The following is a 25521-nucleotide window of genomic DNA, read 5'->3' as shown; positions in this document are numbered from 1 at the left end:
ACCTGTCGAAACCCGGATTCTATGTGCTCACGACTGTGGCGGTCTCAGTCCTCTTCGCCGCCGGCCACGATGTTGGGGGTCTCCTGGGGTTCCAGGCTGTGGATCGGGTAGTCGTCCTTGGTGAGGTAGGCGACCACGAGGAAGGTCCCGAGGCTCACCACGGCGGCGATGAACGTCGGCAGGCCATCGAACGCCGAGGTGAAGATGTCGTTTTGGATGTACAGGAGCGTGTTCTCGTAGGCGTACGTCGTCGGCACCAGTACGAAGAGGACGAGGCGGGTCCCGGAACCGGCAAGCATCGAACTGAGTGCCGCGGGCGTGGTCGAGATTTCGGACCAGTACAGCCCCATCACCAGTGGGACGAGCGCCCCGGCGAGCATGATGTCGAACGCCAGCACGAGCAACATTCCGGTCGCGGACACCCGTATCGCGAAGAACACGCCCAGCAGGGTGATCGGGACGGACATCAGGCGCGTAACAGTGAGCAGCTTGTCGCTCTCGGTTCCAAGGAGCCCCTCCTCACCGCCGTCGGCGACAGTGGCCGGGCCGTCGTCGGTGCCTTCCTCGACGCGGATTCCGACGACGTTCCGGGCCATGACTGCCGAGGTCCCCAGTATCGCGCCGTCGCTCGTTGAGAACGAGGCCGCGACGATGCCGGCGAGGACGAGCGCGGCGAGCCACGGCGGCACGGCGTTTTGTAACAGCGCGTACAGCACGGCCTGGTTACCGGCTTCGACGCCGAGCGAGGAGAGAATCGGATTCGCGGATAGTGCGACGATAGAGAACGGGACGCCGATGACGAGCGTGCCGGCAGCCCCGATGAAACACGCTTTCCGGGCGGTCTCGGGGTCCTTGGCTGCGAACACGCGTTCCATGAAGTCGATCGCGACGATGTCGCCGAGCCCGAGGGCGACGATGGTCGCGAGGTTGACGTACGCCCCCTGACTCGGGTCAGTGAGCTGTCCCAGGTTCGTCGGTCCCATCCCGGTTGGGATTGTGAACCCGTAGTTCGTCGCGATGTAGACGATCAGCGCCATGGAGCCGACGAAGGCGATTCCGGCCTGTATCACGTCGGTGTAGGCGACCGAGAACAGGCCGCCGGCGACGGTGTACGCCAGCACGAGTCCGGCGATGATGAATACGCCGACTTGGAAGCTCGTCCCGACGAAGATCTGGAAGAGGAAGCCGCCGGCGACCAGGTTCCCCGCCAAGAGGAACGCGTAGGCGATCGACATGATGAAACTGGCGACGATCTCGACGGTGCGGCCGTACTTCCGGCGGAAGAAGTCCGGCAGCGTCGTGAGATTCAGCCGGTTCATCGGTTTCGCGAAGAACAGTCCGGTGATGAACAGACACAACGCCAGGCCGACGGGTAGCGACGCGCCGGCCCAGAAACCGAAGTTCGCCGTGAGATCAGTGTTACCAAGCGTCGCGTTCGAGTCCAGCGACTGGGCCATCAAGGTCGCCGCGGCCAGCGGGAGGATGAGTCCCCGCCCGGCGACGATGTAGTTAATGCTGTCGCCGTTGACCTTCTTGGCGACGTAGAATCCGATCGCCATCATCGCGATGATCGTGGCGGCGAGACCGTAGATAACGACGCTCACAGGACAGCACCTCGGTTGACACTCGGGTGGGAATATGGGTACTTATCAAACGGTTCGATAGTTTTCTCCCGAAACAGGGTCGGGATCAGACAGGATTGTTGCACACAACTTCCGAATCAATCACTACACAAAGGGATTTTCCAGGTATTGTTTACAGAGTGGTACCATCCCGTGAGGGACATCCACTGTACGGGTACAGTGGTGGACATCCAAACAATACGAATCCACTCCAGTCTCCTAGTAGTATTCAGATAATATAGCCACGACTTCGGAACGGCATCTGTTTATCTGTATACGTATTAGTAGAATTTGTCTCAATCGAAAGCACAAATAGGTGAGTGATTAGACAGTATATAAGAAGAAAAATGGACATACAGGAATTCAGCGGGGGACGCGAACGTGGCCCCTGATCCCGTCCGTATGAAACGGAAGGTCCAGCAGCTCGGGTCGTCGACACTGGCCGTGACCGTCCCTGCCGAGTGGGCGCGTTATCACGACATCGAAAAGGGCGACGAGATCATCGTCCAGCGCGACGAGAACGGAGGGTCGCTCCTGCTGGTCCCCGAACAGCCGACGATCGAGGACACGGAAGCGACCATCGACGCGGACACGCTCACCGACGAGGCTCTCGAACGCGCGGTCGTGACCCAGTACGTACTCGGGCGCCAGCTCATCCGGATCGAGTCGACGACGCCACTGTCGATCGATCACCAGGACGCTATCAGACGTGCCGAGCGACGCCTCATGGGACTTGGCGTCGTCGAACAGGGCGACAGCCACGTCATGGTCAGGTGTTCGGTCGCACCCGGTGACTTCGATCTCCCGACGCTGCTTGGCCGGCTCAGCCGTACCGAGGCGATGATGCGAACCGAAGCGGTGACGGCCATCGCTGAAGGCGATATCGAGCGTGCACGGGGCATCGACGCCCGGTACGAGCAGGCCGAAAAGTTGTTCTACCTGTTTCTCCGGCTCGTGTTCGCGACGTACCGGAATCCGCGGCTCAACCGGGCTGTCGGACTCGAAACCGGGTTCCCGCTCATCGGCTACCGCTCGGTCGCTCAGGACGTGATGTTGATGGCCGACATCGCCCGCGAGATCGGGACATTGGTCCCGACGGGTGACGGGACTGCGACCGACGCTGTCACCGCCGAACAGCTACGTGAACTGGGGAGCGCACTCGACGACGCTGCATCGACGACGGTCGCTGCCGTCACGACGGCTGACTACGAAGCCACAGAGGAGGCACGCGAGCGGTTCAGTATCGTCGACGACCGTATCGACGCCCTGAACGATCACTTGATGGCCGAACGCCCCGAGCCACTGCTTGCACTCCAACGAGCGGTCGTCCTCCTCGAACGGAGTACGAGACACGCGCGGGACAGTCTCGCGGTCGCGACCCACCTGGCGTTCCGTGCTGACCCCGATCTCGTCACGAGCGAGTGAGCGTTCGGTTTTCCACTCCGTATCCGACAACAGTTCCGCTACTGGAAACAGGACTCAGTCACCGTCGATTCGGTTGCGAGCGACTTCGGTCCGGACAGGTACAACACACCAGTCCCGACAGCGGGGAGGACCCGACCGGACACCTCCGTCTCCCTACTCAGTCCATCTCTGGATCGTCCGTCTCCTGCTCGTGGACCCGGACCGTCGAAATTCGCGTCCCCTGGACGCCCGTCACTTCAACGACGTACCCGGCGACCTCGACGCGATCGCCACGTTCCGGCACACGGTCGAGGTGTTCGAGTACCAGTCCACCGATCGTTTCGACCTCTTCACTCGTGAACTCTCCCTGGATCAGCTCGTTGATCCGGGACAACGGGACGCCACCGTCAACGTCGTACCCGTCGTCGTCACGCCGGCGAATCGATGGTTCACGTTCGTCCACATCAAACTCGTCCCGGAGGTCGCCGACGAGCGCCTCGACGACGTCTTCAACCGTCGCAATCCCTTCGAACGCCCCCCACTCGTCGATCACTGCGGCCATCTGTTGTTGGTCCTCTCTGAACTGTCTCAGGAGGTCGCTCAGCGCCATCGTCTCGGGGACGACGACGATATCCCGGGCGATATCACCGGCCGACTCGGCGTCACCGTCCTCTACCTCCGCTCGGAGTACGTCCTTGACATCGACGAATCCGATCACCTGATCGCTGTCGTCGGCAGCAAGCACTGGATACCGCGTATGCCCGGTTTCGAGGACGATCGACTGGAGGTCGGCGAGCGAGGTAGCAGCCGAGACACTCACCACGTCCGGTCGTGGAACCATGACCTCCCGTACGACGACGTCGTCGAGGTCGAAGACCCGCTCGATCATCGTCACTTCTTCGAGATCGATGTCCCCTTCCTCGCCCGAGCGCGTCAGCACCCGGAGGAGTTCCCGCTCGCCGAGCGTCTCGTCCGTCTCGGACGCGGGGGGAACGCCGAGCGCCCGTGTGAACGCGTTGGCAGCCCCGTTGAAGACGACGATCCCCGGATAGAGGACGTAGTAGAAGAGTTTCATCGGCGGGGCGAGGAACAGAGAGAGTCGCTCTGTTCGGGCGATTGCGAGGGTCTTCGGCGCGAGTTCACCGAAGACGACGTGGAGGAACGTGATGACACTGAACCCGATCGCGAACGCGACGAGGTGAACGAGACTCATCGGGAGAACCGGCGCCAGCACGGGCTCGATGAGCGACGCAACGGCTGGTTCGCCGACCCACCCCAACCCGAGCGAGGCGATGGTGATGCCGAGTTGCGTCGTCGCGAGGTAGTCGTCGAGGTTCGCCATCACTTCTTGGAGTGTCCCCGCGCCGGTCCGACCCTCCTCGGCGAGTTGCTCGACCGATGTTCCCCGTATCCGTACGAAGGCGAACTCCGCGGCGACGAAGAAGCCGTTGAGTACCACGAGTACCAGCGCAACGACGACCTGCGCCAGCGAGAGTGCGACGTTTACCATCGGCGGGTTCGGAAGCGACGAGCGTTCGATTGTCGTGTGTCCATATCCCGATGTCTCGTTCCATCTACTAAAGTCATTTAAAATAACTCCGGAGCAGATTAGCTGTTAGGAGTTCCCGGGAATCGGTGTATACACCGGTTCTTCTCGACCATTTGCCGATGAACGTCCGCTGTCATTTCATACCTTAAGGAAACTCGAACGGTATATGCCCGCTCCAGTTCATCGGGGTGGGTATTACACATTCGAAGGAACGCTTTTCAGTATTGTCTTTCCATCCACTATTGTCGACAAAAACGGGCGATATAGCCCGAAATCCGGACGAAAATACTACGATCACAATGTCAGACGAACGCACCGGCGAAGATATCTACGGCGAGAAGCACAAACACGCGAACGAACCGATCTTCAGTGGTATTCCGACGTTCCTCAAACTCCCCGAAGCAGACCGGGACGAACTCGACGAGGAGGACGTCGATATCAGCATCCTGGGAGCGCCACTGGACACCGCAACCACGATCCGACCCGGTACCCGGTACGGACCCCGTGCCGTCCGTGCCGCCTCGACGGTCCCGTCACCGCCCTACCAACATTTCAACATCGAGACCGGCGTCGACCCCTTCGATACGTTCAGCGTCGCTGACACCGGTGATGCTCAGGTCTCCCCCGGCGATACGCGCCAGAGTCAGCTCAACATCGAGGACGCCGTCTACGAGATCAGCGAGCAGGCGACTCCCATCGTCATCGGGGGTGACCACTCCATCTCGTACCCCGACATCAAGGGCTGGGCCGAGGCCAACGGCTACGAGGACATCGGGCTGATCCACTTCGACTGTCACGCCGACACAGGTGAGGACGGTCTGACCGGTTTCGAGTACGACCACGGCGCCTGGGTCAAACGCGTCTACGACGAGGGGATCATGGACGGCGAGAACTACACGCTGATCGGCCCGCGGGGCTTCTGGCCCGGTCCGGATACCTACGAGGACATGCGCGAGGCCGACATGAAGTGGTACACCGCGATGGAGGTCGGTGGGATGGACCTCGACGAGATCGTCCAGGACGCGGTCGAACGCGCGACCGACGGGACCGACGCCGTCTGGGTCTCCTTCGACGTGGACGTGATGGAACCGGCCTACGCCCCGGGAACCGGCGAACCCGAACCCGGCGGACTCACTCCGCGCGAGGCCATCTACATGATCCGGGAGACCGTCAAGGCGCTTGACCCCGAGAACTTCGGGTTCGACGTGGTCGAGGTCTCGCCGGCCTACGACGTCAGCGACTCCAGTTCTTACAACGGCGGTATCACGAGCGGGCTCGCCAACCGCCTCATCATCGAAGTGATGGGAAGTATGGCGCTCGCCAGCAAGGGCCTCGAAGAGGGGTCGCCGATCAAACCGAAGGAACCGCTCGGGCCGACCGGCCAGGCCGAGACACCGGCCGACGACTGAGAGTCAACCGGTCCTTTTCATACGGGCCACGCGGGACCGCTCTCTTGCCAACCACCGCGTCGGCCCCGGGGTGGCTACCCGCCGTCCCACCTGTTTCGGTCGTCGACCAGCCGACGACGGCCGGGCCGACGCGAGACACCGTCCGACCCGATAACGAACCGGGTCCCATACTATATCCCGATCCCGCCCCGAGTCGGGACATGGCCGATGTCAACGAGCTCCAGTCGCTGCTCGGGGCGAGCGAGGAACTGACGATCGTCTGCCACAACAACCCGGACCCCGATTGTCTGGCCAGCGCGCTCGCCCTGGGCCGGCTCGCGGCGTCGGCGGGCATCGACGAGCGCCGAATCCTCTACAGCGGCGATATCACCCACCAGCAAAACAGGGCCTTCGTCAACCTCCTCGACGTGGAGCTGAAGTCGTTCGACCAAGGACTGATCGTCGACCGACCCGAGGGATCGCTGCTCGCCTTCGTCGATCATTCGATCCCGGGCGCGAACAACGCGGTGCCCGAGGGAACTGCGGTCGACATCGTCATCGACCACCACCAGGCGGAGGACGTCACGGGCCGATACGTCGACCATCGGGAGGACGTGGGTGCGACGGCGACGATCCTCACGGAGTACGTCCGGGATACCGGACACGATATCGACGCGACATTGGCGACGGCACTGCTGTTTGCCATCCGCCGGGAGACGTTGGGGTTCCTCCGCGGGGTCACGACCGCCGAGTACGAGGCCGCCGGGTTCCTGCACGCACACGCCGACGACGCACTTCTGAACAAACTCTCGACGCCGTCGATCAGCGGGGCGACCGTCGACGCGATCGCCGACGCGATCGACAACCGGTCGGTCAACGGATCGGTGTTGATCACTCACGTCGGGCGGACGAGTGAGCGCGACGCGCTCCCACAGGCTGCGGACTACCTCGCCACGCTGGAGGGCGTCCAGACGGCAATCGTCTTCGGGATCGTCGAGGATACGATCCAGATGAGCGGCCGGTCGACGGACGCACGGATCAACATCGGGACGGTGCTCGACTCGGCGTTCAGTGATGTCGGCAGTGCGGGGGGCCACCGGGAGATGGCCGGGGGCGAGATCCCGCTCGGTATCTTCGCGGACTACACGACGGACGAGGACCAGTTGGTCACGATCGTCGAACAGGTGGTCCGTGCCCGACTCCTCGCGGAGTTGAAACTGGACGGCAAGGGCGATACGGAGGACGCGTAACGTCAGACGAACCGGAACGTCTCCAGGTTCTTGGGGTTGAACGTCCGCATGTTGAAGTTCTGGTACAGTGCCGATGACAACTGATTCGTCGAGGTCTCGTCGCCGTGGACACAGAGGACCTTCTCCGGTCGGGGGTGCATCGTCTCGACGAACGTCTCCAGGCCCTGGCGGTCGGCGTGACCGGAGAAGCCGTCGACCGTCTCGATGTCCATCTCTAGGCTCACCCGCTCGGCCCGTGGTCCCGAGCGGTCCGACATCGTGATCTCGTCCTGGCCGCGCTGGATCTGCCGGCCCAGAGTCCCCTCGGCCTGGTAGCCGACGAAGACCATCGTGTTGTCCGGATCGCCACCGAGCAGGCGGAGCCAGGACATCACGGGACCGCCGGTGACCATCCCGGAGGTCGTCAGCACGATACACGGCTCGTCGTCGGCGATGTCCTGGCGCATCTCCTCGCCGCCGTCGACCTGCTGGAACTGGTCGGCCAGGAACGGGTTCTCGTCGTCGTAGAGGATGCGCTGGCGGAGATCACCACGGAGGTATTCGGGGTAGGCCGTGTGGATCGCGGTCGCCTCGCGGATCATCCCGTCGAGGTAGACGGGCATCGTCGGGATGTCGCCTTTCCGCATGGCCTCCTCCAGGACGAGCATCAGTTCCTGGGAGCGGCCCACGGCGAAGGCGGGGATGAGGATCTTCCCGTCCTTCTCGGTCGCCTCGTTGATGACCCGCTTGAGGACCCGTTCGGAGTCCTCCTGGTCGGTCTGGTAGTCGTTTTTCCCGCCGTAGGTGGATTCGAGGACGAGCGTCTCGACCCGGGGGAAGTCGTTGACGGCGCCGTCCAGCAGGCGGGTGTCCTTGTAGTGGATGTCACCGGAGAAGGCGACGTTGTACCGCCCCTCGCCGATGTGGAAGTGACAGACTGCCGACCCGAGGATGTGGCCGGCGTTGTGCATGGTGAGTTTGATGTCCGGCGCGATGTCGGTGACGTTGCCGAACTCCAGGGGAATCGTGTGTTTCAGCGCGTCACGGACCTGCTGGCTCTCGTAGGGCGGTGTCCGGCCCTCTTTGGCCGCCACGTCCAGATAGTCCAACTGGAGTAGGCCCATCAAGTCACGCGTGGGCGCGGTGGTGTAGATCGGCCCGTCGTACCCGTACTTGAACAGGATCGGGATGAGCGCGGAGTGGTCGAGGTGGGCGTGGGTCAGGACGACGGCGTCGATGGAGTTCGGACCGGCGGCCAGCGCCTCTGGCACCTGGAGGTACGGGACCTCCCCCTCGGCGCCGGGTTTGTCACCACAGTCGATCAGGATGCGCGACTCGGGCGTCGAGAGGATGAACGAGGCGCGGCCGACTTCGCGACAGCAGCCAAGGGTCGTCAGTCGAACCCAGTCGTCGTCGGAGGTGGTGGGCCGGTTGATCTTCCGACCGACCCGTTCCAGGATGTCCCGGCGCTCGTCGCGTTCCTGTTTCAGGAAGTTCCGGACGTTCGAGACCGTCGAGGACTCCATCGGCGGGGTCCTGACGACCTCGGGCGTCCAGCCGACGCTCGCGGAGATCTGATCTAGCGTTTCGCCGTGGCGACCGATCACCCGGCCGGGTTTCTCGGCTTCGATGAACACCTCGCCGGTCTCGGAGTCGAAATCCAGGTTCTGGACGCCGGCTCCTTCCGGGATCAGTTCCGTGATGCGCTCGCGGGCCCGCTTGGGCGGGACCAGCGCGTCCTGTGTCGGCCGGACGTTGATGCGCTTGCGGAGTGTCTGTGCGAGGTTGCGGACGATGCCGTCACGGTTCGCGACGGTCTGGGCGTCTGGCGTGTAGATGACCAGCTCGGGTCCCTCGAACGTCACCGCTTCGATGGTGATGTCGTTCGGTGTCTCGTCCTCGACCTGTGCCTTGATCTTCTCTAAGGTCTCGTCTGCTGAACTCATATGTCGGGAAATCTACCGTTGAAGCGCTCGATCGCCGTCGCAAGAACCACGGCTCTCGGGTATCCGTTACGTATCGAAAAACAGAGCACGAATAAGAACCTTTGCTTCCGGAGCCGTTCGTTCCCTGGTTTCGCGGTCGTGCGAGTCGCCGGCAGGTGCGGTCCCGTCCGGTCGGTGGCTGAGATACGGTACCACGCGCCTCCGAGCGACCCGACCGACCAACTTTAGTGTCGCTCTCCCCTTTCGTCATATATGGGCTTTGGTAGCTACGACGAATCCGAACAGAAGGACCAGGACGTCGACGCGGACGACAGCGAGGGCGTCGCTGTCCACGAGAACGACCACGACGGCGACGTCTCCTTCGAGACGGAGGCCTCGACCTCCGACCTCGTCGACAAGCTCGGCGAGATGAAAGACGAGGACGACTAACCGGCCGATCCGACCCCCGGTCTCGGACCGATCGCAGTTTCTTGTGGACCGAACGCACCACTCGGAGTGACCGCTCTCTCAGGCGTTCAGCGTCTCCGCCAGGTCACCGTTCTCGTCGAGCTGTTCGAGAATGTCGCTGCCGCCGACGAACTCACCGTCGACGAACGTCTGGGGGATCGTCTCGCGACCGCTGTACTCCGACAGCGACTCGCGAAACGCGTCTGTGGCCTGGAGGACGTTGACGGTCGCGACGTCCTCGTGGTGTTGCTGGATGAGTCCCAGCGCCTTCCGGGAGTAACCACACTGTGGCATCAGCGCCGTCCCCTTCATGAACAGCGCGACCTCGTTGTCCTCGATGGTCTCCTGGACAGTCGATTCGACTTCTGCCGGCGAGAGTTCCTCGGGTTCGAACGACATGGCAGGGTCTACCGTCTCGGCGGGCAAATGGGTATCGGCGTCAGTTCGCGTCGGCGGGTGTCTCGGTCGTCAACTCGATCGCGTGGATCTCGGTGGTCAGATGCTCGCCCAAGGCGTCGTGGACGAGTTGGTGCTGGTCGACCAGGGACTTCCCTTCGAAGGCGGGTGAGACGACTTCGACGGCGTAGTGTTTGTCGTCGTCGGGGTCACGCGGTGTGGTCACGGTCGCTACCGCCTCCGGAAGCTCCCCCTCGATGAGGGCCTTGACTTGGCTTTCGTCCATGTCTTCGTCCAAGTCCCGGGCGGGGAAAACGGTTGCTGGCTCACTCCGGCGGGCGAAGCGTCACTTCGGCCGCCTCGTAGTCCTCGAGGAAGGCGCCGACGCCACCGACGGTCACCGTCTCCTCGCCAGTATCGAGGGTCAGCGATCCCTCCATGCTGAACTCCGCGTCCGTCGGCTCGATGAAGTTCTGTCTCACGTCGACGACGTCCCCGGTGAGCGACGAGAACGCGTCGTTCGTCCCCGTCGGGCGGGCGGATACCCTTGCCCGGATCGGCGTTCCCTTGCGGATGTAGACGGCCGTGTCGTAGATCGACGCGCGGAACCCCCGGTAGGTCCGGGGAAGCGACGACGGCCGGCGGACGGCGAGTTCCGCCGAGGCCGACCAGATCGTCCCGAGGAACGCGCTCTCGACGGCGACGGCGACCGACTGGTTGTGGAAACTGATCGCCTCGGCGTCGCCGTGTTTCCAGTCCAGCAGCGCGGACGGCGAGATGATCCCGGTCGACTGATCGACCGTGAGATAGACCGTCATCCCGCGTTCCCAAGAGGCGACGACCGTCGCGACGCGTTCGAGCATCGACGCCGGGAGGTCGGCCGTCGACCCCGCCACGGCGAGCAACACGAGGGCACCGCGGTCGACGGCGGCCGCGAGTTCGTCGGCAATCTCCGGTAGCACCCCCGCAGGGACCGTGATGAAGATTTCGGACTCACCGTTGTCGATGAACTGCCGAAATCGGTCGTACAGCGTCTGTCGAGACTGAACCACGGACAGTGCGTCGAACTCCTCGGAGGGCTGTTCGAACCGCCGGTCGACCGCCGAGATGGTCTCGCGCATCGTCTCGACGCGGTCGCCCAGCACCGCGTCCGGCGGACGTGCGCGGATCGTCGTCGGCGACTGGTGTCGGTCCACCCTGACGACCCCGTGTTGTTCGAGCGTGTCGGCGATGTCGTAGACGTAACTCGTCGACACGTCGGCCGCCGTCGCGATCGTCGACGGCGTGGCCTGCCCCCGCTCGACGACGGCGAGATAGACGCTCGCCTCCGTCTCCGAGAAGCCGAACTGTTGGAGCCGTTCGACGAGCTCGGTGTCGCTGGGCATAGCCCGTTTTCCGTATCGACTCTCATAAGCGTTGCCGGCCGCGCGCCCGGCGTTGTTTCCGTGGAACGGACAGAGAACGAAAAGATTCGAGAATATTAAAAAATATATTCCACTTTTACACTGAATTATTGGGCAAATGTTTAGGTCGTGGGCCGTTTTGTCTACTATCGATGGTGGACAATACTGGCGATCGCACCGACGACGGCACACGAACGACGACGCGACGTGAGTTCATGCGGGGGACAGGTGCCCTCGCTACCGCGGCGCTGTTGGGCGCTGGCGGCACGGCCAGCGCCGAGCACGGGGGCGAGCCCGACCTTGCCGCACTCGTCGACGAGATGACCCTCGAAGAGAAGGTCACACGGACCCGCGGCGGCTCCGGTGGGCCGAGCGGGATCGCGGGGCATCTGCCGGGGATCCCACGGCTCGACGTTCCGGGGATGGGAATGGCCGACGGGCCGCCCGGCGCGTCGCTCGGGTCGCCCACGACGGACTTCCCGCACCCGATCGGCGCCGCCGCGACGTTCGATCCGGAACTCGCGACACGGCAAGGCCGTGTCATCGCCCGCGAGGCCAAATCCGGCGGCGTGACGATCCTGCTGGCGCCGTCGATGGACACGTTCCGCGTCCCGGTACACGCGCGGGCCGGGGAGACCTTCGGGGAAGACCCACACCTCGCAAGCGAACTAGCACGGGAGTACACCACCGGGGTCCAGTCGGAGGGCGTCGTCGCGACGCTGAAACACTTCGCCGCGTACAACCAGACGAGCACGACTGGCTCGGTCTACGACTACTTCTCGACCTCCGAGCACAACGTCGTCACCGACGAACGGGCGCTTCGGGAGATCTATCTCCCGCCGTTCCGCGAGGCGATCACCGAGGGCGATGCGGGCGCGGTGATGCCGGCGTACAACCGGATCAACGGCATCTTCTGCTCGGAGCACGACGACCTGCTCGACGATATCCTCAGGGACGATTGGGAGTTCGACGGGATGGTCATCTCGGACTGGGGCGGTACGCACAGCACGGTCCACGCGTCGGTCAACGGCCTGGACGTCGAGATGCCATCCGGGAACTACTTCGGGAGCACGCTGGCCGACGCCGTCGAGAACGACCGGATCGACGAGGAGACGGTCGTCGATCAGATGGTCGAACACGGACTCCAGGCTCAACACGAGGTCGGCGCACTCTCGGGCGATCGGATCGGCAGCGAGCCCGCACGCGGGACGTCGGAACACTTCGATCTCGCCCAGCGGATGGCCGAGGAGGCTTCGGTCCTGCTACAAAACGACGACGACACGCTTCCGCTGGACGAGGAGACGGGCGAGATCGCTATCGTCGGGCCCGACCCCGAGTCGTTCAAACAGAGCGTCGGCGGGAGCGACTCGGTCACGGCGATCCGACGGATTCCGCTCCACCAGGGCATCGAGGAGGTCACCGACGACACGACGGTCACGGCAGTCGCCACGCGGCGCCCAGAAGCCGTCGGACCGGACGAAATCCGACCGTCCGACGACGTCGGGAGAGGGTTCACTGCGGAGTACTTCGACAACGCCGACTGGTCGGGCACCCCCGTCCGGACCCGGACCGAGGAGACCGTCGACCTCACGCAGGCGGACCTGGACTCGCTCGGCAGCGAGACCGTCTCCGTCCGGTGGAGCGGAACCCTCGTCGCACCGGAGTCAGGTACCTACGCGCTCGAACTCACCAGTCAGGGCAGCGGCCGGGTCGTCGTCGACGGGGACCCGGTCGTCCGCAGCGAGGGCGGCGGCTTCTTCGGCCCCAAGACCGAGGAGGCGACGCTGGAACTCCAGTCGGGGACGGAGCACGAGATCGTCGTCGAAGCCGCCGGGTCGCCGCCGGTCACGCTGGAGTGGACGACGCCGTCGGCCATCGCCGACGCCGAGGCGGCCGCGGCCGACGCCGACGCTACCGTCGTCCTCGCACAGACCGACACCTTCTACGGCGACGATCGACACGAGTTCGGCCTCCCGTGGAACCAGAAGGCGGTGATCGACGCCGTCGCCGCCGAGTCGGACAACAGCGTCGTCCTGCTCAACACGGAGGCGCCGGTCGCGATGCCGTGGGTCGACGACGTCGACGCGATCATGGCGGTGTGGTTCCCCGGCCAAGAGGGCGGGACCGCGGTCGCGAACCTGCTGTTCGGGGAGACGAACCCGTCGGGGAAGAGTCCGGTGACCTTCGGGGAGTCGCTGTCCGACTACCTCCCTGGCGAGGTCGAGACGCTACCCGACGAGGGGCGAGCGTACCCAGGAGTCGACGGGACGGTCCACTACGACGAGGGCGTGTTCGTGGGCTACCGGCACTTCGACGAGCCGGGATCGAGCCGCTGTTCCCGTTCGGTCACGGCGAGTCGTACACCTCCTTCGATTACAGTTCGGTCAGGACGACATCCTCGTCGATCGAGGCCGGTGAGAACGTCACCGTCCGGGTCGACGTCGAGAACACGGGCGGGCGCCGGGGCAAAGAGGCCGTCCAGGTGTACGTGGCGCCACAGGACCCGGGAATCGAACGCCCGCCGAAGGAACTCGCGGGCGTCCACAAGATCTCGGTGACGCCCGGCGAGACCGGGACCGCACAGATCACCGTCGATCCCGAGGCCTTCCAGTACTGGGACCCGGAGACCGAACAGTGGACCGTCGACACCGGTGCGTACGACCTGCTGGTCGGCTCCTCCTCGCGTGACATCCGCGGGCAGACCACCGTTCAACTACGGGAGTAACGGCCAGGAGACGCGTTCGGGGTGACGTCGGGGCGGTAGCCCGGGCAGCGGTTGGACAGCCGTTCGTCACGGCCCCTCCTGAGCGGTTGTCGTCGGTTCGGGACCGTTGCGGCGACCGGCCAGTTCGAGGGCGTCGTCTCCCTACGAACTGTTATGCTCTCTCCTACGTCCCGGACCTATGAATCCCGAGAGACGCGTGGCTACCGAGGTACCGGACCGACACCGGCGTCGGTTCCTGCGAGCGCTCGCGACCGCCGGTGTGGCGGGTGTCGCGGGCTGTCTCGGTAGCGGGTCCGGCGACGGCGACAGCGTCGTCGACACCGAACTCGCCGCGTTGAACGAAGCGATACAGGACGGCGAGGTGGGCTGGGACGCCCACCTGGGGTTCGAGGCCAGCCGGATCAACGAGCGGTTCACCGCGAGCGGTGACCGATCGATCGCGTCGCCGGAGACGGGGCCCTCGTCGGTGACCAACGCCGCGGTCGTCGGCGTCACCGCGTTAGACGAGGCGGGGAACGCACTCGGCCGACCCGAGGTGGTCCAGCAGGCTAACCGGGAGGTACTGGAACTCGCCTTTACCCAGGGCAACACCGACTACGTGCTCGGGCTGACGCCGATGGGCGACTCCGTCCGGCTGAAAGCCGAGATGACCGCTCTGTCGGGCGGGCCAGCGAAATGCGGTTTACCGGCACCGGTGAAGTCAAGACGGTCAGGGCCGGCGGACGGGCCGGCTACGCCGGCGGGCAACTCCAGCGGGCCGACATCGACGCCGACGGGCTGGAGGGCGAGATCGTCATCGACATCGCTGCCGCCCGAACCGGCGTCGAGGGATCGACGGAGATCTCGCTCCCGGGCGGGTTCGCGTTCAAGCACGTCTTCATGACCGGGCCGGTCCCGATCACCGTCGAGACGTCGATCCACCTCAAGGCGAATATCGACGTCGTCTTGGAGGCCTCCACGACCGCTCGGTCGCGGTTCACGTTCGCCGGTGACACCGGGTTCGCCTACGACGGCACGACCGTAACCCCACGGCGACTCTCGGGACACTGAAGATCGACCCCGAGAGCGCCGATTCGGCCGGTGTGTTCGGCCAGTCCGTCAGCGCGGGCTTCGGCGTGGCGTTCCCGCGGGTCTCGATCAGCATCTTCGAACAGGGACTCATTCCCTACATCGGGGTCGGGATGGCGGTCAACTCCTCGCTGACGTGGGGGTCGGTCTGTAAGAGTACCTCCATCCAGTTGGTCGTCAACCGCGGCTCCGACCTGACGGTCCTCGGGGTCGAACTCGCGACGGCGAAGACGACGCTCGCGGAGGAGACGCGACGCGGCGGCGAGGCATGTGCCACCTAGCCCAACAACTGCTGGTGAGTCGGCTTCATACAGCGGTCCTGGACGACACGGAGTCCGGCCGCCTCGGCGCGCTCGACGGCTTCGTCGTCGTGGATGCCCAACTGCAGCCAGACGACCTCGACGTCGTCCCGGTCCAGCACCTCGTCGACGATTCCGCTGACCTCCTCGCTGGGCCGGAACACGTCGACGATGTCGATCTCACCCGGTACGTCGGCCAGCGAGTCGTAGGCCTCCCGGCCGAAGATCTCGTCGGCGAAGGGGTTGACGGGGACGACGTCGTACCCCTGCTCGATGAGGTACTTCGGGATCTCGTGGGCGTCCTTGCCCGGCGTCGTCGAACAGCCGACGACGGCCACGCGATCCAGTTCGAGTATCTCCCGGAGTCCCGCCTCGTCAGTGACTGGCATACCTCGGTGTACGGCAGTGGGGCGTAAAACAGATGCGGCGGTCTGCCATCCGTGTCGCGGACCGACGTAACCGAACGAGCTACCGGATATCGTCGTCCTCCGGCGGGCGGAGGTGTTGTTGCCCCCACTCCGCCATCGACGTGATGACCGGTTCCAGGGACGCACCGCGGTCGGTCAGGGAGTACTGGACCCGGAACGGCTGTTCGTTGACGACCGTCCGGTCGACGAGGCCGTGCTCCTGGAGGTCTTCGAGACTGTCCGAGAGTACCTTTGAGGAGATACCGTCGACCTCCGTCTTCAGGTCGTTGAATCCCGAGGGACCCGACTTCAGTAGCCGGTGGATGATGACCGGATGCCACTTCTTTCCGATGAGTGTCGCGGTCGTCGTGATCGGACACCATTCCTCGCCGGCACACCACACTTCGAGTTGCTCCGGTGTGTCGCTCATACGAGCGGTCTCGGCGGCCAGTGCCATGTAGTTACGTGTCGTAAGTCGCTTCGGTGCTGTACCCGATACGTGTCCTCTGTCTCGGTGGGTCAGTCGGGGCGGAAAACGGGTTCCACTCCGACGGACCCGGACCCGTGGAGCAGGTGCTTACCCTGGGGTAACTCAACAGTTACGTGTGGGGCCGCCGACACCGCTCGTATGTCGGACCCGTTCGTCGTCGTCGGCGGCGACGCCGCCGGCCTGAGCGCCGCCAGCAAGTTCGCCCGGGAGCGTCCCGACGGGGACGTGATCGTCTACGAGAAAGGGCGGTGGATCTCCTACGCTCACTGCGGGACACCGTACTACGTGAAAGGCGAGGTCGAACACGTCACGGACCTCCTGTCGCTCTCTCCGTCGGAGGTCGAGGATCGGGGGATCGCCCTCCGGCGGAACCACGAGGTCGTCGCCGTCGATACCGACGACCGGACCGTCACCGTTGCCCACGACGGCGACCGCTCGGTCCAGTCCTACAGCGACCTTCTCGTCGCGACGGGCGCACGCGCGGTCAGCGATCCGATCGACGGGAGTTCGCTCGACGGTGTGTTCACGCTCCACGGGATCGACGCCGCGTGTGCGATCAGGGCCGTTCTTGGGGAGCCGGGCACCGATCCGGTCGACACCAGCGTCGAGGCCGTCGACCGCGAGACGGTCGAGCGATACACCGCCTGGGAACCGCCCGAGACGGTCGCGGTCGTCGGCGGCGGCTACGTCGGTATCGAGATGGCCGAAGCCTTCCGGGCACACGGACTGGAGACACACGTCTTCCAGCGATCCGGCCACCTCATCCCGCCGTTCGGCGAGGCAGCGGGCCAGCGGGTAGCCGAGCACGTCCGCGAGCAAGGCGTCACGCTCCACACCGACTGTGCCGTCGAGGAGTTGGCCGGTGACGATCGGGTCGAGGCCGTCGTCCACGAGGACGGCCGGCTGGCTGTCGACCTCGTGTTGGTCGGTATCGGCATCCGACCGAACACCGAACTGCTCTCGGGGACGCCGGTCGAACTCGGCGAGTCCGGAGCCGTCACGACCGACGACCACGGCCGGACGACTGTCGAGGGCGTCTACGCGGCCGGCGACTGCGCGGAGACCCGCCACGCAGTGACCGGCGAGCCGGCGTGGGTTCCGCTGGGACTGACGGCGAACCGTGCGGGACGTGCTATCGGCCAGACCGTCGCCGGAACCCCGAGTCCGGTCGGGGACATCGCCGGAACGGCCGTCGTCAAAGCATTCGACATGGAGTGTGGACGGGTCGGGCTCATCGACCACGAAGCGGCCGAAGCCGCAGGGTTCGACCCCGTCTCGGAGACGGTCACGGCCGGCTCACGGTCGGGCTACTACCCCGGTGGCGACGAGACGACGGTGACGCTGACCGCGGACCGTGACAGCGGGCGCGTCCTCGGCGGTGCGATATCGGGACGGGATCGGGCGGCGATCCGGATCGACACGCTGGCGACCGCTATCGAGCGCGACACGACGGTCGCGCAACTCGAACGGCTGGATCTGGCCTACGCACCGCCCTTCAGCCCGGTGTGGGACCCGGTCTTGGTCGCCGCCAAGGTGTTGAACGGCAGACTGGAGTGACTGACGGTCGGACACTCCCTCCGGCACTACCACGCCGCTTCGAGAATCGCCTCGATGTCCGCCTGTGTCGGGTCGAGACCGTTCGGTGCGTTCCTGACGAAGACGTCGTCGAGGATCGCCCTGGCGACGGCCGGGAATTCGCTCTGCTCGGGGCCGTCGACGTCACGGAGTCGGGTTGGAAGCGACAGCGCACCTGCAACCTCCTTGACAGCACCGACGACCGCTTCGGCGCTGTCGTCGGCGTCCCCAACGCCCAGCGCGTCGGCCAACAGCTCCCGGCGGCCGTCGACGGCGTCGAAGAGGTACCGGAGGACGTGTGGCGCGACGACCCCGTGTGCGGCACCCTGCTGGACCGGATACGTCCGGGTGAGGCCGTGCCCGAACGCGTGGATCAGCGAGAGGGTGGTCACCGCGGGCCGGGAGATCCCGTACTGGACGAGCATGATTCCCTGTGTCAGCGCCTGATACACCCATTCGTCGGAGTTCGTCTCACTGTCCGCCGAGCCGAGCGCGAGTAGCCCGCGCTGAAGGAGGTCGAGTCCCCGGCTGGCCGTCGCGTCGGTCACCGGCGTCGCGGTGCTCGCGTACAGCGTCTCGATCCCTTTGTCGAAGCCGTTCATCGCCGAACCAGCGAGGACTGTCTCAGGTGTCGTCGCGATCAGCGAGGGATCGTACCAGACTGCCGCGGGCATCAGTCCGCGAGCGGAGATCCCGCCGCTGACGGGGCTTTCGACCGGACACGTAGCCGGGTCGGCAGTGAGGCCGGCGACCTGCGTGAGGTCCGCCCCGGCCAGCGTCGTCGGGACCGCCACGATCGGAGGCAGGCCCGATTCGGGAACGCTGATGCTCCCGGTTTCGGCGAACTCCGCGCCGATCTCCGCCGGGGACGCGTCACTGGCGACGAGCACGGCGGTGACTTTCGCCAGGTCCAGGCTGCTGCCGCCTCCGACAGCGACGATACTGTCCGCGCTGCTCTCCGTGAACGCCCGATACGCGTCGATGGCGGTCCCGAGCCGCTTCTCCGGCGTCGTCCGGGCGAAGAGTTCCGTCAGGTGCGTATCGAGGCCACGCCTGATCGGGTCCATGACTGCCGGGGTCGAACCGACGGTCTCACCACAGACGACCAGTGCACGCTCACAGTCGTGGGCGGTGAGTTCGGCACCCAGGTCGCCGAGGCCTTCGGGGTCGTACCGCAGGACTGCGCTCTCGTAATCGAACCGGAACGGCTCCCCGAGGCGGTCGAAGTCGGTCGACATCGGTTCTCAGTCCTCCTCCCCGAGCAGGTCCGCTAGCTGCTCGACGCTCGGCTTCGCCGTCCGGTCGGGGTTTGCCAGTACCGTCACGGTCTCGGTACCCAGCGATCGGAACGACAGATCGAGTGTTTCGGCCGTCGACGCGAGTCCGAGGCCCGCGTCGGCAGCACCGGAACGCACCCGACGTGGGGGACTCTCGTGGGCCTTCGTCGTCAGTTCGTAGCCGTCGATGGCGCTCCTGACCGCTGCCGGCTCCTCCCCGCGGTCCGCTGCCAGTGCGTCCAGAGCCTCGTCGAAGCTCGCACGCAGGCCCGAGCCGCGCTCTCTGTTGACGAACGTGGCTTCTCCATCGACGAGGTCGGCGAGTCCGGCGACTGAGGCTTCGGGAGCCACGACGAGGCCCCACTCCCGCTCCCAGGAACCCAGGATCGTCGCGTCTTCGGGGACGGCCTCGGGACCGCTGACGACCGCGACGTCGGGGACGCCGTCCGCCAGGCGACGAGTCGCTTCGCGGGTTCCCACGGGGAGATACCGCGGCCGTTCCAGACGATCGAGGAGCCCCGACAGCGTCGGATCGTCCTCACCGACCCCAAGCAGCGTCGGCGGACGGACTGACGGGGAGAACAGTGTGACGGTGACGCGCTCGTCGGCGGCCAGGTACTCCGTGTCGGCGTCGACGGTCACGGTCCCGTCGGCCTCGACGAGACTCGTCGTCGCGCCGCTCCCCTTGTCGACCGGGTACACCAGCGTCTCGCCCGCCGTGGTCTCGACCAGTCCGACGGGGACCAACCGGTGGCGCCCCTCCTGGCTGCGCTCCCGGACGGCCATCGTCCCGGTGACCGTCGCCGTCCGGGGCTCGGCCAGCCCGGCCGCCGAACGCAGTCGCGGTGCGACGAACGTCCGGAAGATCGTCAGTGCCGACACCGGATACCCCGGGAGACCGACGTACGCTGCGTCCCCGATAGTTCCGACCAGCATCGGCTTCCCGGGTTTGATCGCGACCCCGTGGAGACGGAGGTCGCCGCGCTCCTCGATGACGCGATAGATCACGTCGACGGCGCTGGCGCTCGTCGACCCCGAGGAGAGCACGAGGTCACACTCGTCTGCGGCCTCGTGGAGCAACCGCTCCATCTCCGTGAAGTCGTCGCCAGCGTGGGGATAGACCACTGGCTCACCGCCGGCCTCCTCGACGCCGGCCGCGATCGTGTAACTGTTGACGTCGTAGATCTCTCCCACGGCACTGTCGACAGTCTCACCCGGACGGACGAGTTCGTCGCCGGTCGAGATGATCCCGACCCGCGGGCGGCCACGGACCGGTACCGCGTCGACGCCCAGCGCCGACAGCAGTCCGATCTCGCGAGCAGTGAGTTCAGTACCAGGGCCGAGCGCACGCGCACCGGCCGCGATGTCCGCCCCGGCGACCATCACGTTCTCGCCCGGCGTGACGGCCGTCCGTACGGCGACGCCGTTGTCCGTCTCGTCGGTCCGCTCGACGACCACGACAGCGTCGGCCCCCGGCGGCATCACGGCACCGGTCGAGATCTCGGCGGCCGTCCCCTCCTGGACAGTGACTGCTGGCTCCTCCCCCGCGTGGACGGTCCCGGCCACGGGGAGTTCGACCGGATCGGCCTCGCTCGCACCGATCGTATCGCTCGCCTGCACTGCGTAGCCATCCATACTCGCCCGGTCGAAGCCGGGGACGTCGAGCGTCGCGTCGACGCGCTCGGCGAGGACCCGTCCCCGTGCCTCCGATAGCGGGACCGTCTCCGGTTCGGGATCGATCGATAGGTTCTCGACGACCTCGCGTGCGCGCTCGGGCGAAGCCAGATCCCGGAACTCCCGACGGTCGCTCATCGCGACCACTCCCAGTGTTCGACCGTGACCGTCTCGCCTTCGGCGTAGCCCTCCGTCGACTCCGGGACGACGACCCAGCCGTCCGCGAGCGCGACACTAGAGAGGACGCCCGCACCGCCGCTCCGGACCGGGGTCGCGGTCGCTCCCTCGTCAGTCTCGTCGAGGGTCACACGGGCGTAGCTCCGTGTCCCGGGTTCGCTCGTGATCTTCCGCGTCAGCCGCGCTGTCGTCGTGGGCGGTCCGCGAACCGGCATGTGACCGACCCGCCTGAGTGCCGGCCGGAGGAACTGGACGGCGGTGACGATACAGGCGACCGGATAGCCCGGGAGGTTCAGAACCGGCGTCCCGTCGACGACGCCCAGCGCGACCGGGTGGCCGGGTTTCAGTGCGACACCGTGGACGATCACGTCGCCGAGGCCGTCGACGACTTCCGGAAGGAGGTCGCGTTCGCCGACCGAGGAACCGCCGGTCGTCACCACGATGTCGTGGTCGGTATCGCGGCTGATCGCCGCCCGGAGCGCGTCGAGGTCGTCGGTGACGATCGACCTGTCCGTCGCGACGCCGCCCCAGCGCTCGACGTACTGTGCGACGGTCTGTCCGTTCGTCTCGACGATCTCGCCGGGTTCGGGGTCGGTCTGGACGAGTTCCTCGCCCGTCGGGATCACGCTCACGCGCGGTCGTTCGTAGACCGCCACGTCGTCGTAGCCGGTCCCTTTCACCAGCCCCAGATCCGACGGACGGAGTTGTGTTCCCTCGTCGTAGAGCCGCTGGCCGGCCTCGATGTCTTCGCCGACTGGACCGACGTTGGTCCCGCTCGCGACCGAACTGAACACGTCGATGTCCCCCTCACGTCGGTCCGTCTCCTCGACTTTGATTACGGCATCGGCCCCGTCGGGAAGGACGCTGCCGGTGTGGACTTTGGTAGCCTGTCCGGTGCCGGGCTGGTCCCCGACTGTGAGCCGCACCGGGGACCGCTCGCTCGCGTCGTGGGTGTCGGCCGCTCTGAGCGCGTAGCCGTCCATCGCCGCCCGCGCGTAGTGTGGGATCGGACGGTCCGCATCGATCCCGGTCGCCAGTACCCGCTCGTCGGCCTGTCTCACGGGGACCCGCTCGGTTCGGGAGAGTGGAGTAATCTCCCCGTGAAACGCCGTTCGTGCCGCCTCGACGCGGGTCTTCCGTTTGAAGCCCGCAGTCCGCCGATCCTCGTCGTGCATACCCGTCTCTGCGGGACCCAGATACAAACGCTCTCGGGACCGTCGTGTATTCGTCGACGGTGGCGAGCGACGACCCCGTCTGTCGGCGCTGTGGCCGGCCGGACTCATCGCCAGACGGATTCGTCACTGCTGTCCGGACTCGACGCCGGTCATCGGCACCCGGAACACGGCTCGTTCGGGCTACACGCCCTTCTCATGGACTCCGACCGTTTCTCACGAGTTCTGATATCGGCCACACCATTCATTTGTGCCAGTGACAACTGATGCACAAACTGTCCTTGGTGTGGTAACACGTAGCGAGACACTACTATAAGCCCTCGTGTTTTATCTCTTCGCATCCATGCGTAAACAGGAGCTCATTCACCTGCACAGCCTTCTTGCACAGGTACAGGTCCACTACGAGGAAGAGAGCGAAACCGAGGTCCAGCACGACGAGTACGCCACACTGGGTGTCAAGCCGACATCGATCCACAAGTCCAAGACGGACCACAAGGACGCCGTGTTTGCTCTCGCCGACGGGATCATCAACGATATGGCAGCCGAAAGCGACGAGACCCGGACTCTGGCCGCCGACTGAGCGCTTTTCGCGGCCCGTACACTCATTCACTCAGCTGAGAGCGCGAGCTCTATGGACACCGCCCGGCATGGGACTCGTTATCGGGACTCTCAGTCGACTTATACGGTAGGCCCCCCTACTAATGGTATGAGCGAAACTTCTGGGCGACGGAACCTCCGGATGCCCTCGACAGACGAGCTGTTCGCAGTCGTAACCGAACACAACGGCGGCAACCACGTTAGAATCCAGTGCGAAGACGGTGAGAACCGTATGGGTCGAATTCCTGGCCGGATGAAGTTCCGGACCTGGATCAACGAGGGCGACATCGTGATCGCCGAACCGTGGGACTGGCAGGACGAGAAGGCAAACATCGAGTGGCGCTACGAGGGGCAGGACGCCGACCAGCTCCGTGCCGAAGGCCACATCGACTCCCTGACTGCATAATCGGACCGCGGTTCTCACTGTTTTCTCACCGGCGAGCGATAGCTCCGTTCCCCGTCCCGGACACCGACCGGCTGGTGCGCCCGCGGATTCGGGCGCACTCCGGTCGGCTATTGACCGCTCAATAGGGCCAGACGGGACACCACTCGCCCTCGTATTCCGACGAGTGGTATAATAGATATTATATTACCGGGAGACAAGACGCCGCTGTCTTGCGATTCGGTGTGTGACGGAGTCACGTCACGCATGTGCTGTGTGGGGTCGACTCAGGGCGGCTCCGAGACGAGTCATTTATATGTACCCCTCCCATCGGATGGAATGCGAAGGTCGCACCGGGGCGCCCGGGGCGACACGGTCCGTGGTCACTCTCGGACCGCTCGCAGAGAGCGCAAATGCGTTCGCCTCGCGAACGCGATCGCTCTCGAAAGTATGAGGATTCCACCCCTGCGGTCCGCCGTCAAGATGGAATCTGATGTGAGCCCACGGACCCATACAGTCAACACTGGATTCTTCCAGTGTGTTACGCTTCCGACGGAGTGATACCACACTCATACGTTGCATCGCGCAACGCCCGCCGCTGACTCAGTCAGCACATTCCGGTTGATCCTGCCGGAGGCCATTGCTATCGGAGTCCGATTTAGCCATGCTAGTCGCGCGGGTTTAGACCCGCGGCATATAGCTCAGTAACACGTGGCCAAACTACCCTACAGGCCGCCATAACCTCGGGAAACTGAGGCTAATAGCGGATACAGCTCTCATGTTGGAGTTACAGAGAGCTGGAAACGTTCCGGCGCTGTAGGATGTGGCTGCGGCCGATTAGGTAGATGGTGGGGTAACGGCCCACCATGCCCATAATCGGTACAGGTTGTGACAGCAAGAGCCTGGAGACGGTATCTGAGACAAGATACCGGGCCCTACGGGGCGCAGCAGGCGCGAAACCTTTACACTGCACGACAGTGCGATAAGGGGACTCCGAGTGCGAGGGCATATAGCCCTCGCTTTTCTGAACCCTAGGGTGGTTCAGGAACAAGGACTGGGCAAGACCGGTGCCAGCCGCCGCGGTAATACCGGCAGTCCGAGTGATGGCCGATATTATTGGGCCTAAAGCGTCCGTAGCCTGCTGTGTAAGTCCGTTGGGAAATCGACGCGCTCAACGCGTCGGCGTCCAGCGGAAACTACACGGCTTGGGGCCGAGAGACTTGACGGGTACGTCCGGGGTAGGAGTGAAATCCTGTAATCCTGGACGGACCACCAATGGCGAAAGCACGTCAAGAGACCGGACCCGACGGTGAGGGACGAAAGCTAGGGTCTCGAACCGGATTAGATACCCGGGTAGTCCTAGCTGTAAACGATGCTTGCTAGGTATGTCACGCGCCATGAGCGCGTGATGTGCCGTAGTGAAGACGATAAGCAAGCCGCCTGGGAAGTACGTCCGCAAGGATGAAACTTAAAGGAATTGGCGGGGGAGCACCACAACCGGAGGAGCCTGCGGTTTAATTGGACTCAACGCCGGAAATCTCACCGGTCCCGACAGTAGTAATGACGGTCAGGTTGACGACTTTACCCGACGCTACTGAGAGGAGGTGCATGGCCGCCGTCAGCTCGTACCGTGAGGCGTCCTGTTAAGTCAGGCAACGAGCGAGACCCGCATCCGTAGTTGCCAGCGATACCCCTGAGGTAGTCGGGTACACTACGGAGACTGCCGCTGCTAAAGCGGAGGAAGGAACGGGCAACGGTAGGTCAGTATGCCCCGAATGGACCGGGCAACACGCGGGCTACAATGGTCAGGACAGTGGGATGCCACGCCGAGAGGCGGAGCTAATCTCCAAACCTGGTCGTAGTTCGGATTGCGGGCTGAAACTCGCCCGCATGAAGCTGGATTCGGTAGTAATCGCGTGTCATAAGCGCGCGGTGAATACGTCCCTGCTCCTTGCACACACCGCCCGTCAAAGCACCCGAGTGGGGTCCGGATGAGGCCTGGATACCCAGGTCAAATCTGGGCTCCGCAAGGGGGCTTAAGTCGTAACAAGGTAGCCGTAGAGGAATCTGCGGCTGGATCACCTCCTACAGAACGGGACTGGGGCCTTGCCCCAGCCCACGTAGTTGGTGGCTTTGCCACCGCTTGTCGGCAAGCGCCGACTGTATGGGCCCGCTGGGCTCACGAGACCTATCCGAGGCGGATACCCCTCGCGGGGTGTCGGGTGCAACTCCCGACAGGTCCGTACGACGTACCGGGTTCGAACCGTGCCCCTTAAGTGGGACACAGTGTTCGA

23 protein-coding genes and 1 rRNA gene are annotated in these 25521 nt (G+C 64.8%); 12 read left to right on the top strand and 12 right to left on the bottom strand.

Features of this window, described 5'->3' with window-relative positions:
* Nucleotides 1-44 precede the first annotated feature (44 nt).
* Nucleotides 45-1604, bottom strand: a complete 1560-nt coding sequence (locus tag P0204_RS04800; RefSeq protein WP_276222144.1) for a high affinity choline transporter 1 — start codon at nucleotides 1602-1604, stop codon at nucleotides 45-47.
* Between the two features lie 420 nt (nucleotides 1605-2024).
* Between P0204_RS04800 and P0204_RS04795 the strand changes: the two genes are divergently transcribed.
* Entirely contained in the window at nucleotides 2025-3047 is a 1023-nt protein-coding gene (locus tag P0204_RS04795; protein WP_276222142.1) for an AbrB/MazE/SpoVT family DNA-binding domain-containing protein, read from the top strand.
* A gap of 157 nt (nucleotides 3048-3204) precedes the next feature.
* Here P0204_RS04795 and P0204_RS04790 read toward each other — a convergent pair whose 3' ends face one another.
* Nucleotides 3205-4536 carry a hemolysin family protein gene (locus P0204_RS04790; protein WP_276222140.1) on the bottom strand — a complete coding sequence of 444 codons (1332 nt, stop codon included), beginning with the start codon at nucleotides 4534-4536 and terminating at the stop codon, nucleotides 3205-3207.
* Between the two features lie 338 nt (nucleotides 4537-4874).
* Here P0204_RS04790 and P0204_RS04785 point away from each other — a divergent pair, with 338 nt between their 5' ends.
* Both P0204_RS04785 and P0204_RS04780 read left to right on the top strand, forming a co-directional pair.
* Entirely contained in the window at nucleotides 4875-5984 is a 1110-nt protein-coding gene (locus P0204_RS04785; RefSeq protein WP_276222138.1) for an agmatinase family protein, read from the top strand.
* 200 nt (nucleotides 5985-6184) lie between these two features.
* Nucleotides 6185-7213, top strand: coding sequence for a DHH family phosphoesterase (locus P0204_RS04780; protein WP_276222136.1), 1029 nt, complete (start codon nucleotides 6185-6187; stop codon nucleotides 7211-7213).
* A gap of 2 nt (nucleotides 7214-7215) precedes the next feature.
* Here P0204_RS04780 and P0204_RS04775 read toward each other — a convergent pair whose 3' ends face one another.
* Nucleotides 7216-9138 carry a beta-CASP ribonuclease aCPSF1 gene (locus P0204_RS04775; RefSeq protein WP_276222134.1) on the bottom strand — a complete coding sequence of 641 codons (1923 nt, stop codon included), beginning with the start codon at nucleotides 9136-9138 and terminating at the stop codon, nucleotides 7216-7218.
* Nucleotides 9139-9390: 252 nt separating this feature from the next.
* On the opposite strand from P0204_RS04775, the gene P0204_RS04770 reads away from it, so the two are divergent.
* The gene (locus tag P0204_RS04770) at nucleotides 9391-9567 is read left to right on the top strand and encodes a DUF5786 family protein (protein WP_276222133.1); all 177 of its coding nucleotides are present in this window, start codon (nucleotides 9391-9393) and stop codon (nucleotides 9565-9567) included.
* Between the two features lie 78 nt (nucleotides 9568-9645).
* Here P0204_RS04770 and P0204_RS04765 read toward each other — a convergent pair whose 3' ends face one another.
* The 3 genes from P0204_RS04765 to P0204_RS04755 are packed head-to-tail and all read right to left on the bottom strand — an operon-like array spanning nucleotide 9646 to nucleotide 11366.
* A complete protein-coding gene (locus P0204_RS04765) occupies nucleotides 9646-9984 on the bottom strand; it encodes a glutaredoxin family protein (protein WP_276222131.1) in 339 nt (112 codons plus the stop codon).
* 40 nt (nucleotides 9985-10024) lie between these two features.
* The gene (locus tag P0204_RS04760; protein WP_276222129.1) at nucleotides 10025-10267 is read right to left on the bottom strand and encodes a BolA/IbaG family iron-sulfur metabolism protein; all 243 of its coding nucleotides are present in this window, start codon (nucleotides 10265-10267) and stop codon (nucleotides 10025-10027) included.
* A gap of 40 nt (nucleotides 10268-10307) precedes the next feature.
* On the bottom strand, nucleotides 10308-11366 hold the full coding sequence (locus P0204_RS04755; protein WP_276222127.1) for a TrmB family transcriptional regulator: 1059 nt from the start codon (nucleotides 11364-11366) through the stop codon (nucleotides 10308-10310).
* A gap of 170 nt (nucleotides 11367-11536) precedes the next feature.
* Here P0204_RS04755 and P0204_RS04750 point away from each other — a divergent pair, with 170 nt between their 5' ends.
* Together P0204_RS04750 and P0204_RS04745 are read left to right on the top strand one after the other, a co-directional pair.
* On the top strand, nucleotides 11537-13942 hold the full coding sequence (locus P0204_RS04750) for a glycoside hydrolase family 3 C-terminal domain-containing protein (protein ID WP_276222126.1): 2406 nt from the start codon (nucleotides 11537-11539) through the stop codon (nucleotides 13940-13942).
* Nucleotides 13873-14109 (top strand): fibronectin type III-like domain-contianing protein, encoded by a 237-nt coding sequence (locus P0204_RS04745; RefSeq protein ID WP_276222125.1) that lies wholly within the window; start codon nucleotides 13873-13875, stop codon nucleotides 14107-14109. The genes P0204_RS04750 and P0204_RS04745 overlap by 70 nt, the downstream gene beginning before the upstream one ends.
* 163 nt (nucleotides 14110-14272) lie before the next feature.
* On the opposite strand, the gene P0204_RS04740 is transcribed toward P0204_RS04745, so the two are convergent.
* Nucleotides 14273-14488, bottom strand: a complete 216-nt coding sequence (locus P0204_RS04740; RefSeq protein ID WP_276222122.1) for a hypothetical protein — start codon at nucleotides 14486-14488, stop codon at nucleotides 14273-14275.
* Nucleotides 14489-14784: 296 nt separating this feature from the next.
* On the opposite strand from P0204_RS04740, the gene P0204_RS04735 reads away from it, so the two are divergent.
* Nucleotides 14785-15159, top strand: coding sequence for a hypothetical protein (locus P0204_RS04735; protein WP_276222120.1), 375 nt, complete (start codon nucleotides 14785-14787; stop codon nucleotides 15157-15159).
* Between the two features lie 32 nt (nucleotides 15160-15191).
* Nucleotides 15192-15458 carry a hypothetical protein gene (locus tag P0204_RS04730; RefSeq protein ID WP_276222118.1) on the top strand — a complete coding sequence of 89 codons (267 nt, stop codon included), beginning with the start codon at nucleotides 15192-15194 and terminating at the stop codon, nucleotides 15456-15458.
* Here the strand turns inward: P0204_RS04730 and P0204_RS04725 are convergent.
* Together P0204_RS04725 and P0204_RS04720 are read right to left on the bottom strand one after the other, a co-directional pair.
* Nucleotides 15455-15865, bottom strand: a complete 411-nt coding sequence (locus P0204_RS04725; protein ID WP_276222116.1) for a CoA-binding protein — start codon at nucleotides 15863-15865, stop codon at nucleotides 15455-15457. The two genes, P0204_RS04730 and P0204_RS04725, sit on opposite strands and share 4 nt — an antisense overlap.
* Before the next feature lie 79 nt (nucleotides 15866-15944).
* Complete coding sequence (locus P0204_RS04720) at nucleotides 15945-16313, bottom strand: winged helix-turn-helix transcriptional regulator (RefSeq protein ID WP_276222114.1); 369 nt, start codon at nucleotides 16311-16313, stop codon at nucleotides 15945-15947.
* Nucleotides 16314-16511: 198 nt separating this feature from the next.
* Between P0204_RS04720 and P0204_RS04715 the strand changes: the two genes are divergently transcribed.
* Nucleotides 16512-17930: an FAD-dependent oxidoreductase gene (locus tag P0204_RS04715; RefSeq protein ID WP_276222111.1), complete on the top strand. Its 1419-nt coding sequence runs from the start codon at nucleotides 16512-16514 to the stop codon at nucleotides 17928-17930.
* 26 nt (nucleotides 17931-17956) lie between these two features.
* On the opposite strand, the gene P0204_RS04710 is transcribed toward P0204_RS04715, so the two are convergent.
* The 3 genes from P0204_RS04710 to P0204_RS04700 are packed head-to-tail and all read right to left on the bottom strand — an operon-like array spanning nucleotide 17957 to nucleotide 22251.
* Nucleotides 17957-19186: an iron-containing alcohol dehydrogenase family protein gene (locus P0204_RS04710; RefSeq protein WP_276222109.1), complete on the bottom strand. Its 1230-nt coding sequence runs from the start codon at nucleotides 19184-19186 to the stop codon at nucleotides 17957-17959.
* A gap of 6 nt (nucleotides 19187-19192) precedes the next feature.
* On the bottom strand, nucleotides 19193-21037 hold the full coding sequence (locus tag P0204_RS04705) for a molybdopterin biosynthesis protein (protein WP_276222108.1): 1845 nt from the start codon (nucleotides 21035-21037) through the stop codon (nucleotides 19193-19195).
* Nucleotides 21034-22251: a molybdopterin molybdotransferase MoeA gene (locus P0204_RS04700; RefSeq protein WP_276222106.1), complete on the bottom strand. Its 1218-nt coding sequence runs from the start codon at nucleotides 22249-22251 to the stop codon at nucleotides 21034-21036. Before P0204_RS04700 ends, P0204_RS04705 begins: the two co-directional genes overlap by 4 nt.
* Nucleotides 22252-22591: 340 nt before the next feature.
* Here P0204_RS04700 and P0204_RS04695 point away from each other — a divergent pair, with 340 nt between their 5' ends.
* From P0204_RS04695 to P0204_RS04685, 3 genes are all read left to right on the top strand, one after another.
* On the top strand, nucleotides 22592-22828 hold the full coding sequence (locus tag P0204_RS04695; protein ID WP_276222104.1) for a UPF0058 family protein: 237 nt from the start codon (nucleotides 22592-22594) through the stop codon (nucleotides 22826-22828).
* 126 nt (nucleotides 22829-22954) lie between these two features.
* Nucleotides 22955-23251, top strand: a complete 297-nt coding sequence (locus P0204_RS04690; RefSeq protein WP_324757401.1) for a translation initiation factor eIF-1A — start codon at nucleotides 22955-22957, stop codon at nucleotides 23249-23251.
* A 590-nt stretch (nucleotides 23252-23841) separates the two neighbouring features.
* Nucleotides 23842-25314, top strand: a 16S ribosomal RNA gene (locus tag P0204_RS04685).
* The last annotated feature ends 207 nt before the right edge of the window (nucleotides 25315-25521 follow it).

Source organism: Haloarcula halophila (assembly GCF_029278565.1).
Classification (GTDB): domain Archaea; phylum Halobacteriota; class Halobacteria; order Halobacteriales; family Haloarculaceae; genus Haloarcula; species Haloarcula halophila.
Note: the sequence above shows the minus strand (reverse complement) of the source record. Positions and strands in the feature narration are given on the sequence as shown.